This window comes from Cellulosimicrobium sp. So1_17, assembly GCF_055181235.1.
This window is the reverse complement of sequence record NZ_CM143702.1, coordinates 3,207,572-3,220,974: the sequence shown is the minus strand read 5'-3', so window position 1 is coordinate 3,220,974 and position 13,403 is coordinate 3,207,572. Positions and strand designations below refer to the sequence as shown.

12 protein-coding genes and 1 riboswitch are annotated in these 13,403 nt (G+C 73.8%); of the genes, 10 read left to right on the top strand and 2 right to left on the bottom strand.

Annotated features, from left to right (window positions below):
- Positions 1-26 precede the first annotated feature (26 nt).
- The 6 genes from ACZCLJ_RS14210 to ACZCLJ_RS14185 are packed head-to-tail and all read left to right on the top strand — an operon-like array spanning position 27 to position 6,727.
- Entirely contained in the window at positions 27-2,312 is a 2,286-nt protein-coding gene (locus ACZCLJ_RS14210; protein WP_463104178.1) for a carbon starvation CstA family protein, read from the top strand.
- The gene (locus ACZCLJ_RS14205) at positions 2,309-2,575 is read left to right on the top strand and encodes a YbdD/YjiX family protein (RefSeq protein ID WP_463104177.1); all 267 of its coding nucleotides are present in this window, start codon (positions 2,309-2,311) and stop codon (positions 2,573-2,575) included. Before ACZCLJ_RS14210 ends, ACZCLJ_RS14205 begins: the two co-directional genes overlap by 4 nt.
- Positions 2,576-2,611: 36 nt before the next feature.
- Positions 2,612-3,838 (top strand): sensor histidine kinase, encoded by a 1,227-nt coding sequence (locus tag ACZCLJ_RS14200; RefSeq protein WP_251152786.1) that lies wholly within the window; start codon positions 2,612-2,614, stop codon positions 3,836-3,838.
- Positions 3,835-4,728: a LytR/AlgR family response regulator transcription factor gene (locus tag ACZCLJ_RS14195; protein ID WP_463104176.1), complete on the top strand. Its 894-nt coding sequence runs from the start codon at positions 3,835-3,837 to the stop codon at positions 4,726-4,728. The genes ACZCLJ_RS14200 and ACZCLJ_RS14195 overlap by 4 nt, the downstream gene beginning before the upstream one ends.
- Entirely contained in the window at positions 4,725-5,183 is a 459-nt protein-coding gene (locus ACZCLJ_RS14190; protein ID WP_463104175.1) for a heavy metal transporter, read from the top strand. Before ACZCLJ_RS14195 ends, ACZCLJ_RS14190 begins: the two co-directional genes overlap by 4 nt.
- Positions 5,180-6,727 (top strand): sodium/solute symporter, encoded by a 1,548-nt coding sequence (locus ACZCLJ_RS14185; RefSeq protein WP_251152788.1) that lies wholly within the window; start codon positions 5,180-5,182, stop codon positions 6,725-6,727. Before ACZCLJ_RS14190 ends, ACZCLJ_RS14185 begins: the two co-directional genes overlap by 4 nt.
- Positions 6,728-6,741: 14 nt before the next feature.
- Here the strand turns inward: ACZCLJ_RS14185 and ACZCLJ_RS14180 are convergent, their stop codons facing one another.
- Positions 6,742-7,440: a hypothetical protein gene (locus tag ACZCLJ_RS14180; RefSeq protein WP_463104174.1), complete on the bottom strand. Its 699-nt coding sequence runs from the start codon at positions 7,438-7,440 to the stop codon at positions 6,742-6,744.
- Between the two features lie 103 nt (positions 7,441-7,543).
- Positions 7,544-7,646, top strand: a riboswitch (SAM riboswitch).
- Positions 7,647-7,763: 117 nt separating this feature from the next.
- On the opposite strand from ACZCLJ_RS14180, the gene ACZCLJ_RS14175 reads away from it, so the two are divergent.
- Together ACZCLJ_RS14175 and metE are read left to right on the top strand one after the other, a co-directional pair.
- The gene (locus tag ACZCLJ_RS14175) at positions 7,764-8,825 is read left to right on the top strand and encodes a methylenetetrahydrofolate reductase (protein ID WP_463104173.1); all 1,062 of its coding nucleotides are present in this window, start codon (positions 7,764-7,766) and stop codon (positions 8,823-8,825) included.
- Positions 8,826-8,866: 41 nt separating this feature from the next.
- On the top strand, positions 8,867-11,407 hold the full coding sequence (gene metE, locus ACZCLJ_RS14170) for a 5-methyltetrahydropteroyltriglutamate--homocysteine S-methyltransferase (RefSeq protein ID WP_463104172.1): 2,541 nt from the start codon (positions 8,867-8,869) through the stop codon (positions 11,405-11,407).
- A gap of 139 nt (positions 11,408-11,546) precedes the next feature.
- Here metE and ACZCLJ_RS14165 read toward each other — a convergent pair whose 3' ends face one another.
- Positions 11,547-11,798: a hypothetical protein gene (locus tag ACZCLJ_RS14165; protein WP_251152791.1), complete on the bottom strand. Its 252-nt coding sequence runs from the start codon at positions 11,796-11,798 to the stop codon at positions 11,547-11,549.
- A 154-nt stretch (positions 11,799-11,952) separates the two neighbouring features.
- On the opposite strand from ACZCLJ_RS14165, the gene ACZCLJ_RS14160 reads away from it, so the two are divergent.
- Positions 11,953-12,360 (top strand): VOC family protein, encoded by a 408-nt coding sequence (locus ACZCLJ_RS14160; protein ID WP_251152792.1) that lies wholly within the window; start codon positions 11,953-11,955, stop codon positions 12,358-12,360.
- Positions 12,361-12,887: 527 nt separating this feature from the next.
- Positions 12,888-13,394 carry an FBP domain-containing protein gene (locus ACZCLJ_RS14155; protein ID WP_251152793.1) on the top strand — a complete coding sequence of 169 codons (507 nt, stop codon included), beginning with the start codon at positions 12,888-12,890 and terminating at the stop codon, positions 13,392-13,394.
- The last annotated feature ends 9 nt before the right edge of the window (positions 13,395-13,403 follow it).

Genomic DNA, 13,403 nt, shown 5'->3' with positions numbered 1-13,403 from the left:
ACGACGCGACGCCCTGGGAGGCTCCTGTGTCATCGTCCACCCGGACCGCGGAAGGACCCGCGGCCCCCGAGCCGGAGATCGTCCCCGATCCCGCGCTCCCCCCGACCGCCGTCCCCGAGGACGACCTCGCCCCGCGCTGGACCCCGACGCGGATCGCGGTCTGGTCCGCGGTCGCGCTGCTCGGCGGGATCGCGTGGGTGATGCTCGCCGTGGTGCGCGGCGAGACGGTCAACGCGATCTGGTTCGTGTTCGCCGCGGTGTGCACCTACTTCATCGCGTACCGCTTCTACTCGAAGGTCATCGAGCGGTACATCACGCGACCCGACGACCGCCGTGCGACGCCCGCCGAGGTCCGCGAGGACGGCAAGGACTACGTCCCGACGGACCGCCGCGTGCTCTACGGCCACCACTTCGCCGCGATCGCCGGTGCCGGGCCGCTCGTCGGGCCGGTGCTCGCCGCGCAGATGGGCTACCTGCCCGGGACGATCTGGATCATCGTCGGCGTGGTGCTCGCGGGCGCGGTGCAGGACTACCTCGTCCTGTTCTTCTCCATGCGCCGCGGCGGCCGGACCATCGGCCAGATGGCGCGCCAGGAGCTCGGTCGCGTGGGCGGCACGGCCGCGATCGTCGCGTCCCTGCTCATCATGATCATCATCGTCGCGATCCTCGCGCTCGTGGTCGTCAACGCGCTCGGCGAGAGCCCGTGGGGCGTGTTCAGCGTCTCCATGACGATCCCCATCGCGCTGTTCATGGGCGTCTACCTGCGCTACCTCCGTCCGGGCCGCATCACCGAGGTCTCGATCATCGGCTTCGTGCTCCTCATGGCCGCGATCATCGGCGGCGGCTGGGTCGCGGACACCGCGTGGGGCGCGGAGATGTTCCACCTCGACCGCACGACGATCGCGATGGGCGTCATCGTCTACGGCTTCGTCGCGGCCGTGCTGCCCGTGTGGCTCCTCCTCGCGCCGCGCGACTACCTGTCGACGTTCATGAAGATCGGCGTCATCGTCGTCCTCGCGGTCGCGGTGATCGTCGTGCGGCCCGAGATCACGGTCCCCGCGATCAGCGAGTTCGCGAGCGGCGAGACCGGCCCGGTGGTCTCCGGGTCGCTGTTCCCGTTCCTCTTCGTCACGATCGCGTGCGGGGCGCTGTCCGGGTTCCACGCGCTCATCGCGTCCGGCACGACCCCGAAGCTCGTCGAGAAGGAGCGCCAGACGCGCTTCATCGGCTACGGCGGCATGCTCATGGAGTCGTTCGTCGCGATCATGGCGCTCGTCGCGGCCATCTCCATCGACCGCGGCATCTACTTCGCGATGAACTCCTCGGCCGCCGCGACCGGCGGCACGGTGGAGGGCGCGGTCGCGTTCGTCAACGGCCTCGGGCTCATGGGCGTGAACCTCACGCCCGACATGCTGACCTCGACCGCGCAGGCCGTCGGCGAGCCGTCCATCGTGTCCCGCACCGGCGGCGCCCCGACGCTCGCGCTCGGCCTCGCGACGATCATGCAGCAGCTCGTGGGCGGCACCGCGATGATGGGCTTCTGGTACCACTTCGCGATCATGTTCGAGGCGCTGTTCATCCTCACCGCCGTCGACGCCGGCACGCGGGTCGCGCGGTTCATGCTCCAGGACACGATCGGCAACGTCGCGCCGAAGTTCCGCGAGGTCACGTGGCGGCCAGGGGTCTGGCTGTGCACCGCGATCATGGTCGCCGGATGGGGGTCGATCCTGTACCTCGGCGTGACCGACCCGCTCGGCGGCATCAACACGTTCTTCCCGCTGTTCGGCATCGCCAACCAGCTCCTCGCCGCCATCGCGCTCGCCGTCGTGCTGGCGATCGTCACCAAGCGCGGCCGCAGCTACTTCCGGTGGCTGTGGATCATCGCGCTGCCGCTCGCGTTCACCGCGGTCGTGACGATCACGGCGTCGTTCGAGAAGATCTTCTCGCCGGTCCCCGCGGTCGGGTACTGGGCGCAGCACAACGCGTTCCAGGACGCGCTCGACGCCGGCGAGACGTCGTTCGGCACGGCGGGATCGGTCGAGGCGATGGAGGCCGTCGTCCGCAACACCTTCGTCCAGGGCACCCTGTCGATCGTGTTCGTGGTCCTCGCGATCGTCGTCATGATCGCCTCGGTCGTCACGACCGTGAAGGCGCTGCGCGCCGGCGGCGGCGAGAACCACGAGGACCCGGCGGTCCCGTCGCGCCGGTTCGCGCCCTCGGGGCTCGTCGCCAGCCCGGCGGAGAAGTCCCTCGAGAAGGAGTGGTCGGCACTGCCGGCCGAGAAGCGTCCTGTCGCGACGGGGCACCGGTGACGGTGCGACAGGACCCGCAGGGCTCCGCCACGACGGTCCGCGCGACCGTCGTGGCGGGGCTCCGCACCGCGGGCCGGCGGGTGCACGACGCCGCGGCCGCCGTCCGCTGGTACGTCCGGCAGGTCATGGGCGACGACGCGTACCCCACCTACGTCGCGCACCAGCGCGCCGCGCACCCGGGGTGCGACGTCGTCAGCGAGGGCGAGTTCTGGCGCGCGCGCCACGCCGAGCAGGACGCCAACCCGGGCTCGCGCTGCTGCTGACCCCGGCCCACGGTCGAGCCTCGTTACGATCGCTGCATGACCGGGCCCGTGCTCGCCGGCGTCGCCGCCGGCCTCGTCGTCGGGGTCCTCATCACCGCGGGCCTCGTCCTCGCGCTCCGGTTCGCGCGCGGCACGCGCGAGCTCGGGAGCGACTCCGAGCAGGCCACCTTCCGCACGCTCCACCTCGCCTCGCGCGCCGCGACCCACCTGCGCGACGGGCTCGACGGCGACGACGTCCGCCGCGCCGCGCGGTCGCTGCGGACCCTCCTGGGGTGCGACGCGCTCGCGATCGTCACGCGCGACGGGGTCCTCGCCCTCGACGGGCCGTCGCACCTCGTGCCCGACGCGAGGCGCCTCGCCGAGCAGGTCGTCTCGACCGGACGGCGCCAGGTCTCCGAGGGGCGGGACGACCGCCCGGCGCGCGACGCGCCGTCGGGCACGGTCGACGTCGGCACGTACGCGCAGCGCGAGGCCGTGGGGGCGCCGGTCGTCGCGGGCGACGCGGTCGTCGGTGCCGTCGTCGCGTTCGCCGACCGCGTGCGACCGCCGCTCGTGCGTGCCACGGAGGAGGTCGCGCAGTGGTGCGCGGCCCAGCTCGAGCTCGGCGAGCTCGAGGCGTCGCGCACCGCGCTCGCCGAGGCCGAGCTACGGGCGCTGCGCGCGCAGATCAGCCCGCACTTCGTCTACAACGCGCTCGGCGCGATCGCGGCGTTCATCAGCACCGACCCCGAGCGGGCCCGCGACCTCGTGCTCGACTTCGCCGACTTCACGCGCTACTCGTTCCGCGACCGCGGCGACTTCACGACGCTCGCCGACGAGCTGCGCAGCATCCACTCGTACGTCGAGCTCGAGCGGGCGCGCTTCGGCGAGCGCCTCACCGTGACGCTGCGGATCGCCCCCGAGGTGCTGGCCACGACGATCCCGTTCCTGTCGGTCCAACCGCTCGTCGAGAACGCGGTGCGGCACGGGCTCGAGCCGCGCGAGGAGGGCGGCACCATCGTCATCACCGCCCGCGCGGAGGGGACGCAGACCGAGATCACGGTCGAGGACGACGGCGTCGGCACGGACCCCGCGACGCTGCACGCCGTGCTCGTCGGCGACCGCGCGGGACACGTCGGGCTGCGCAACGTCGACACGCGCGTGCGCCAGCTCTACGGCGACGACCACGCCCTGGAGATCGAGACGGCGCCCGGGTCCGGCACCATGGTGCGGATGCGCATCCCCCTCTCGCAGCCCCTGCACGAGACCGAGGCCCGCCCGTGACGACACCCGGGACGACGGGCCCCGGCGCGACGGACCGCGGGACGAACCCGGGCACGACGGGCGGGCCGACGCTCGACGTCCTCGTCGCCGACGACGAGCGGCCCGTGCTCGACGAGCTCGCCGCCATGCTCGGGCGCGACCCGCACGTCCGGTCCGTGCGCACGGCGTCCACCGGCTCGGAGGCCCTGCGCGTCCTCGCCGAGGAACGGCTCGACGCCGCGTTCCTCGACATCCACATGCCCGGCCTCAGCGGGCTCGACCTCGCGCGGGCGCTGTCACGCTTCGTGCACCGGCCCGCCGTCGTGCTCGTCACGGCGGACGAGGCCCGCGCGCTCGAGGCGTTCGACCTCGAGGTCGTCGACTACGTGCTCAAGCCCGTGCGGCGCGAGCGCCTGGCGCGGGCCGTCGAGCGCGTCGTCGCCCGGGTCGAGGCCGGCCGCCCGGCGCCGCCCGCCGAGCCGTCGTCGGACCGGCCGCCCGCGGACGACGACGGGCGCCGCCCACCCGGGGACGCCGGCGAGCGGCCCCCGGCCGGCGACACCACCCCTGACGACGAGGCCCTCGCGGTGACCGTCGGCCAGACGACCCGGGTCGTGCGGCGCAGCGCGGTGCGCTGGGTCCAGGCGCAGGGCGACTACTCCCGCCTCGTCACGGACGCCGACTCCTACCTCGTGCGCGAGCCGATCACCGACCTCGAGGAGCGCTGGGCGGAGGCCGGCTTCCTGCGCGTCCACCGCTCGTACCTCGTGCAGCGCGGCGCCGTCACCGCGGCGCGGTTCGGCGGGCCGCGGCCCGTGCTCGTCGTCGCGGGACAGGAGGTGCCCGTGAGCCGGCGCATGCTCCCCGCGGTGCGCGACGCGTTCCTGCGCCCCCGGCGGCGACCGTCGTGAGCGACCCGCTCGACGAGGGACGCGCGCGTCGCGTGCGCGTCCGCTCGACCGACCCCGCTCCGCCCGCCGGCCCCGGCGCTCCGGCCCTCCTGCCCGACCCCGCGCCGTCGGGCACCACGGCCCGGCCGCCCCGCGCCGTGGAGGCGGGTGACGACGTCACCGTCTACGCCCGCAGCCTCGCACGCGCCCAGCTGCGGCTCGCCCTCGCGTGCGCCGGGACGTTCCTCGTGGCCGTGCTCCTGCTCGCCCTGCTCGTCACGACCACGAGCGCGCTCGACGAGGTCGTCGTCGCCGGCGTGCCGCTCCCCTGGCTGGTCCACGCGTACGGCTTCTACCCCGTGATCGTCGCGTTCGCGGTCGTGTTCGCCGTCGCCGCGGCGCGCAACGAGAGGCGTTTCCGGGCGCTCGCCGAGCCGGACGACGCACCCGGCGAACAGACCGCGGAGGACGCGTGAGCACCGCGCTGCCGCTCGTCGCCGTCGGGCTGCTCCTGCTCGCGACGGTCCTCATCGGCGTCTACGGGCTGCGCATCTCGCGCACGACGAGCGACTTCTTCGTCGCGTCGCGGACGGTGCGACCGGTGTGGAACGCGTCGGCGATCAGCGGCGAGTACCTGTCGGCCGGGACGTTCCTCGGGCTGTCCGGGCTCGCGCTGCTCGCGGGCTCCGAGGCGTTCTGGTTCCCCGTCGGGTACGCCGCGGGCTACCTGCTCGTGCTGCTCTTCGTCGCGGGACCGCTGCGCCGCAGCGGCGCCTACACGATCCCCGACTTCGTCCAGGCCCGGCTCGACTCCGTGACCGCGCGGCGCGTCACGAGCGTCCTCGTGCTCGTCATCGGGTGGCTGTACGTCGTGCCGCAGCTCCACGGCGCGGCTCTCGTCATCGCCGCCGTCGCCCCCGTCCCGCCGTGGGTCGGGTCGGTGGGCGTCGCGGTCGTCGTGTGCGCCGTCGTCGCGGCGGGCGGCATGCGGTCCATCACGTACGTCCAGGCGTTCCAGTACTGGGTCAAGCTCACGGCCCTCGCCGTGCCCGTCGTGTTCCTGCTCCTCGCGCTCGGCGCCGACGCCGGCCCGCTCGCCGACGCGCCCGCGCACGACCCCGCCGTCGTGTTCCCCCACGCGCAGGGCCCGGCCGGTTCCGACGTCTACGCGACGACGTCGCTCCTCCTCGCCCTGCTGCTCGGCACGATCGGCCTCCCCCACGTGCTCGTCCGCTTCTACACGAGCCCCGACGGCGGGTCCGCGCGGCGCACGACCGTCGTCGTCATCGTCATGATCAGCGTGTTCTACATGGTGTCGAGCACCTTGGGACTCGTCGCCCGGGTCGTCGCACCGGACCTCGCCGAACCCGGTCTCGCCGACACCGTGGTGCTCACCCTGCCGACGCGCCTCGTGCCGGGAGTCGGCGGCGAGCTGCTCGCGGCGCTCGTCGTCGCGGGCGCGTTCGCGGCGTTCCTCGGGACGTCGTCCGGGCTCGTCGTGGCGCTCGCGGGGGTCGTCAGCCAGGACCTGTTCGGCGGCACCGTGCGCTCGTTCCGCTGGTCCGCGGTCGCGTGCACGGTCGTCCCGCTCGCCGTCGCGCTGCTCACCATCCCCCAGGGCCTCGTCACGAGCGTCGGGACCGTGTTCGTGTTCGCCGCGTCGGCGCTGTCCCCCGTGATCCTGCTCGGCGTGTGGTGGCGAGGCCTCACGGCGCGCGGCGCGGTCGCGGGGATGGTCGTGGGTGCGGTCCTGTGCGCGACGGCGCTGCTCGCGTCCTCGGCGGTCGTCACCGGCTACGGGGTGTCGCCGTCGGGCGCGGACGGCGACGTGCCGGGGTGGGTGCGGGCGCTCCTCGCCCAGCCTGCGGCGTGGACGATCCCGCTCGCGACGGCGACGGTCGTCGTCGTGTCGCGGCTCGACCGCCGCGGTCCCCCGCTGCGGGCCGACCGGATCCTGCGCCGGCTGCACGTCCCGGAACGACCGCGCCGTCCGGGGGCGTCCACCGCGCGCGCTTCCTGAGGCGGCCGGTCGGCTCACGTCGCGTCGCCGGGCCAGCTTCCACGGGGCGGCGCGGGAGGCTGCGGCCCGGGGCTCGGGCGCGTCCTCTGCTCGCCCTCGACGACGCGGACCGTCCCGTCCGCGGCGACGAACGCCCGGGCCCCGGTCCACGAGTCGGTGACCACGACGACGTCGTCAGGCACGACGGACACGGGGAACAGCTGCCGCGTACCGCCGTAGATCGGCACCTCCATGTGCGAGCGCCCCAGCTCGGCGCGCTCGAGCTGCGCCGGCGTCAACGCCGCCCAGGAGAGCCGCTCGCGCAACCACGCGGGACGGTGCTCGACGTCGCGCGGGAACCGCGCCTCGTCCCTTCCGAAGTTCTCGTAGGAGGGCGGGGGCACGATCAGCGGCTCGCGGTCGCCGTCGAAGGTCGCCGTCGCGCGGCCCTTGGCCGGGACGCTGAGAGACATCCCGAACCACGTGCCCCGGCCGCGGCGGGCCATGACGGCGCGCAACGTGTCGAGCAGCTCCCAGAACCTGGGCGTCGGGGGTCCGACCGCGTCTGGCGTCCCTTCGCGCAGGAGAGAGACCGACGACTGCACCCGGTCGTCCACGACGTTGGCCCAGAAGGAGATGCTCTCCCACCCTGGAGCCTGGGGGGCAGCGAGCTCCTTCGCCAGCGCCCTGGTGAGCCGTTCCTGCCGGGAGAACAGCGCTGCGGTCGTCTTCATGGTCCTCCGTGGGCAGGTGTCGCGACGGGCTCACGCTAGCCGACGGCGCGTCTCACCTGACGAGCGCCCTCGACCGCATGGCGGATAGCGCTTAGGATCGGGTGAACCATCCAGAGCGGTCGAGAGTCCTGGCTCGACGACACCGCAGCAACCCGCCGACGGAAGCCTCCCGAGGACAAAGGTGCTAACGCCAGGGTCGATGGAGTGACTATGGTCAACGAGGCATCCTTCGCGCACCGTCCGGGCCTTCCGTGCCCGACGGCGAGCGCTCCCGTCCGCACGTCGGCGCGCCCGGCCGCGCAGCCCCCGCGCGAGGTCGCGCCGTGAGCGTCGCCGACGCCGTCCGGCGCGCCCACGCCGAGGCGGCGAGCCCCACGATCTCGTTCGAGCTCATGCCGCCCCGGCGCCCGGACGCCGCGCCGAAGTTCTGGGAGACCGCGCGCCGGCTCGTCGCGACGCAGCCGGACTTCCTGTCCGTGACGTACGGCGCGGCGGGCAACGACCGGCAGACGTCGCTCGACGTCATCGGCCGGCTCCTCCAGGGCACGCCCGTGCACGCGATCGCGCACCTCACGTGCGTGGGTGCGTCGCGCGAGCACGTGCAGGACGTCATCACCGACTTCCTCGACGCGGGCGTCCGCAGCTTCCTCGCGCTGCGCGGCGACCCGCCCAAGGACCAGCCGGACTGGCGTCCCTCGCCCGACGGCGTGGGGTCGAGCATCGAGCTCGTCGCGCTCCTGCGCGAGGTCGAGGCCTCCCGCTGCGCGGCGAACCCGTCGCTCGCGCTGCGCGGCGCGGCCCGACCGCTGACGATCGCCGTCGCGACGTTCGTGGACGGGAACCGCGCCGCCGGCACCACGCGCACGCAGGAGGTGCAGCGCCTCGTGCAGAAGCAGCAGGCGGGCGCGAGCTTCGCGATCACCCAGCTGTTCTACGACGCGTCGTCGTACACCGACTTCGTCGCGGAGGCCCGCGCGGCCGGCGTGACGATCCCCATCCTCGCCGGGCTGCTGCCCACGACGGAGCCGCGCAGGCTCCGTCGCGTCGAGGAGCTCACGGGCGTCCCCGCTCCCCAGCACCTGCTGGACGCGCTCGACGCCCTCCCCGACCCGGAGGCGCAGCACGCCTACGGGATCGCGTACTCGGTCGACCTCGCGCAGCGCGTCCTCGACGCCGGTGCGCCGGGCCTGCACGTGTACACGTTCAACAAGCACCACGCCGCACTTGACCTGCTCGAGGGTGTCCACCTCGGCGGCGGGACGCACGGGAGCGACGGCGACGACGGCTCGGCCGTCGTCGACCTCCCGGGCGTCCCGGACCTGGCCAGCGGGCCGTGGGTCTCCGGCACCTCCCTGCCCACGACGAGCGCCGCCACGCACGGCTAGCCCGTCTGACCGGTCCTCCCGGACCAGCTAGAGGTATCGACATGGCCACTTCCGTACCCTCCCCTACCCACCTTCCGGTCGACTTCCCCGCCGGTACCGTCCTCGGCTACCCGCGCATCGGGCGCCGCCGCGAGCTCAAGAAGGCCGTCGAGGCGTTCTGGGCCGGGCGCACGAGCGCGGACGAGCTCGAGGCCACGGCGCGCGAGCTGCGGCTCGCGACCGTGCGGCGTCTCGTCGACCTCGGCCTCGGCGCCGACGACGCGTCCGTCCCCGGCTCGTTCTCCTTCTACGACCAGGTGCTCGACGTCGTCGCGACGCTCGGCGCCGTGCCGTCCCGGTTCGCCGGGCTCACCGACGCCGAGGGCCGGCTCGACCTCGCGGGGTACTTCGCGGTCGCTCGCGGCACCGGCGGCCAGGACTCGCGGGCACCCCTCGAGATGACCAAGTGGTTCGACACGAACTACCACTACCTCGTGCCCGAGATCGGTCCGGACACCCCGATCCGGTTCGTCGACGACCACGTCGTGCGCCAGTTCGTCGAGGCCAAGGAGGCCGGGGTCGTGACCCGGCCGGTCGTCGTCGGGCCCGTGACGTTCCTCGCGCTGTCGAAGGCCGCCGACGACGCCCCCGCCGGGTACTCGCCGCTCGACCGCCTGGACGACGTCGTCGCCGCCTACGCCGACCTGCTGCGCGCGCTCGCTGCGGCGGGCGCGCCGTGGGTCCAGCTCGACGAGCCGATCCTCGTGACGGACAACGTCGACGTGTCGTTCGCCGAGCTGGCGGCGGCCGTGGAGTCCGCGTACCGCGCCCTCGCGTCGGACCTCACGGTCGTGACGCCTCCCGGCACGGTGCCGAACCCCGGTCTGCACGGCGATCAGGCCGCTGAGGGCGCCACAACCCCGGGTTCGGCGAGCAGCTCGCGGCCCGCGATCCTCGTCGCGGCACCGTTCGGCGGGCTGCAGGCCGCGGCGTCGGGATCCCACGGCACGGCCCGCGACGGTCTCGCCCTCCTCGCCGGGACCGACGTCGACGCGATCGCCGTCGACCTCGTCAAGGGTGCGGTCCCGGTGGGATCCGCCCCGGACGGGACGATCCCCGGGCTCTCGACGAAGACGCTCGTCGCGGGTGCCGTCGACGGGCACAACATCTGGCGGGCGGACCTCGCGGCGAAGCTGGGTCTGCTCGACGCCGCGGGTCATCTCGGCGCGGGCGCTCTCGCGGTCGGGACGTCGACGTCGCTCCTGCACGTGCCGCACGACGTCGAGGACGAGACGTTCGCCGAGCCGGGTGCCGCCACCGGGACGACGCTCGACCCGCGCCTGCGCGACTGGCTCGCGTTCGCCGACCAGAAGGTCGGCGAGGTCGCAACGCTCGCCCGCGCGCTCACGGACGGACGAGAGGCGGTGGCCGACGCCCTCGCCGCGTCGAGCGCAGCCGTCGCGTCGCGGGCCGGGGCGAGCGGCGTCGTCGTCCCCGCCGTCCGCGAGCGTGCCGCCGCGCTGACCGACGGGGACTTCGCGCGCGGACCGTACGCGGAGCGGGCGGCCGCGCAGCAGGAGCGCCTCGACCTGCCGCCCCTGCCCACCACGACCATCGGGTCGTTCCCGCAGACCCCGGAGATCCGCCGTGCCCGCGCGCTGTGGACGAAGGGCGAGCTGTCGGACGCCGACTACACGTCGGCCATGCGTGACGAGATCGCGCGCGTCGTCGGGCTGCAGGAGGAGCTCGGCCTCGACGTGCTCGTGCACGGCGAGCCGGAGCGCAACGACATGGTCCAGTACTTCGCGGAGCACCTGGACGGTTTCGCCGTCACCGCGAACGGCTGGGTGCAGTCGTACGGCTCGCGCTGTGTCCGGCCGCCGCTGCTGTGGGGCGACGTGCAGCGCCCGGCGCCGATCACGGTCGAGTGGTCCGCGTACACCGCGTCGCTCACCGAGAAGCCGGTCAAGGGCATGCTGACCGGCCCGGTGACGATCCTCGCGTGGTCGTTCGTGCGCGACGACCAGCCGCTCGGCGACACCGCGAACCAGGTCGGGCTCGCGCTGCGCGACGAGATCGCCGACCTCGAGGCGGCGGGCATCGGGGTCGTCCAGGTCGACGAGCCCGCGCTGCGCGAGCTCCTGCCGCTTCGTCGCGCCGACCAGGCGGCGTACCTCGACTGGTCGGTGCGGTCCTTCCGCCTCGCGACGTCGGGCGTGGAGCCGGCGACGCAGATCCACACGCACCTGTGCTACTCGGAGTTCGGCGAGGTCATCGGTGCGATCGACGGGCTCGACGCCGACGTCACGTCGGTCGAGGCGGCGCGCTCCCGCATGGAGATCGTGCCGGAGCTCGCCGAGGCCGGCTACCACCGCGGCATCGGGCCGGGCGTCTACGACATCCACAGCCCGCGGGTGCCGGCGACCGAGGAGGTCACCGAGCTGCTCGAGCTCGCGGTGAAGGCGATCGACCCGAAGGTCGTGTGGGTCAACCCCGACTGCGGCCTCAAGACGCGCCGCTACGAGGAGACGGTCCCGTCGCTCGAGCACCTCGTCGAGGCGGCGAAGGCGGTCCGGGCGACGCTCGCCGAGTCCGCGAAGTAGTACTCAGGTAGCGAGGTAGTACCGCAGTCCGCGAGGTAGTACCGCAGGTCGCGAAGTAGTACCGCAGGTCGCGAGGTAGAACCCGTGAGGTTCTACCTCGCGACCTGTCGTTCTACTTCGGCGAGAGGCAGGGCGGCCGTCAGCGCTCGGTCTTGCCCGTGACCGTCATCGGCCACATGAAGGCGATGGTGCACGCGGCGATGCCGCCGACGAACAGCCACACCCCGTCGTCGGGACGGGACATCCCGGCGCCCATGAGGACGATGCCGCCGACGAACAGGACGAGCGAGACGACGAACCGTGCGAACGCGCCGGCGTGTCCGGGGATGTCACGGCCCTCGGTGCCGGTCGGAAGAGGGCTGCGTGCCGCCTGCTCGCTGCTCGTGGTCATGTCGGTGACTCCTTCTGAGGTCTCGTGGAGGTCGGGCTCGATCACCGACCTTCCAGACAGCGCTCCACCGTACCCGGACCGGTGTCGTCCCACGGTATGCCGGTCGTCCTCACCAGGCACGCGTGCCGACGTCGGCGTGGCTAGGCTCCCCGGCATGACGACGACGATCGGCCGCACCGTCCTGCTGTGCCGGGACCTCGACGCGAGCGCCGCGTTCTGGGCCGGCGGGTTCGGCTTCGGGACGCTGTTCCGGGGCGAGACCGAGGGCTTCCCCCTGCTCCACGTCGGCCCGGGCCGCGTCGACGAGCCCGGCCTGTGGCTCGTCCCGCTGCCCGACGGCGCGTCCCCGCTCGTGCGCTTCGGCCTCCCGAACCTCGTGCTGTACGTGGACGACCTCGACGCGCAGCTCGCGCGGCTCTCGTCCGTCGGGGTCGAGCCGACCGTCGGGCCCGGCAGCGACGACGAGACGGGTGACCGGTTCGCGCACGTCGAGGACCCCGACGGTCACCGGATCGTCGTCGTGCAGCTCGGCGACGCGGTGGCCGGCTCCGCCGCCGGGTGACGGTTCCCCGGGTCCGCGTGCCCGAACCCCGGGTCGTGCGGCAGCCCACCCGCCGCACCCGGGTCGTGCGGCATCCGCCCGCCGAGCCCCGGTTCGTGCGGCAGCGGCGGCCGTTCGTGACCGTCACGCCGTGGTTCGGCGGGGAAGTCGGTGGACTCGACGCGATCGCTGGGGCACCATGGTTGGGTCGGTCAACCATCTGAGACCGACCTCGCGGGCCGTGACCGGTCCGCGCCGGAACGTCACAGGGACGAGGAGACAGCGGATGCACGGCGTCACCGCAGGCTGCGAGGTGGCCGCGTCGGCCTGCTCGGCCAGCGCGTCGACCCGCACGTCGCCCGCCCGCCCCTGAGCTCTTCCCGCTCCCGTGGCCGGTCCCGGCGTCGGGCCTCACCCGCCGACTCCGCCGCCGGTGACTCGTGTCGCCCGGGCCTGGAGCGCCGTCGTGCACCGCGCACGGCCGTGCCCGGTCGCCCGCGACGCCCCGACCGCCGTCGGCACCCGACCGCACCGGAAGCCGTGAACCCATGAACCCCCTGACCGAGAAGCAGATCCGCTCGTCCTTCGTCAACGCCTCCAAGCGCGAGGCAGCGCAGGCGACGCTCCCCGACCTCGACACCCTCGACTGGGAGCGTCTCGACTACCTCGGGTGGCGTGATCGCAAGGCGCCGCTCGCGTCGTACGCCGTGGTCCCGCTCGACGGCGAGCCCACCGGCATCCTGCTGCGCTCGTCCGACGCGAAGACCGGCGGCCCGCGCAAGCGCGCGGTGTGCGCGTGGTGCGAGGACGTCGTCGTCACGGAGGACGTCAGCCTCTACGTCGCACGTCGCACCGGCGCCGCCGGCCGCCGCGGCAACACCGTCGGCACGCTCATCTGCACCGAGTTCCTCTGCTCCGCGAACGTCCGCCGGACCCCGACGCGGACCGAGATGGGCGACGACCAGGCGATGCGCGACCTCTTCATCGAGCTGCGCATCCAGGGCCTGCGCGAGCGCTCGGCCCGCTTCGTCACCGAGGTCCTCCGCGACGTCTGACGACCACGG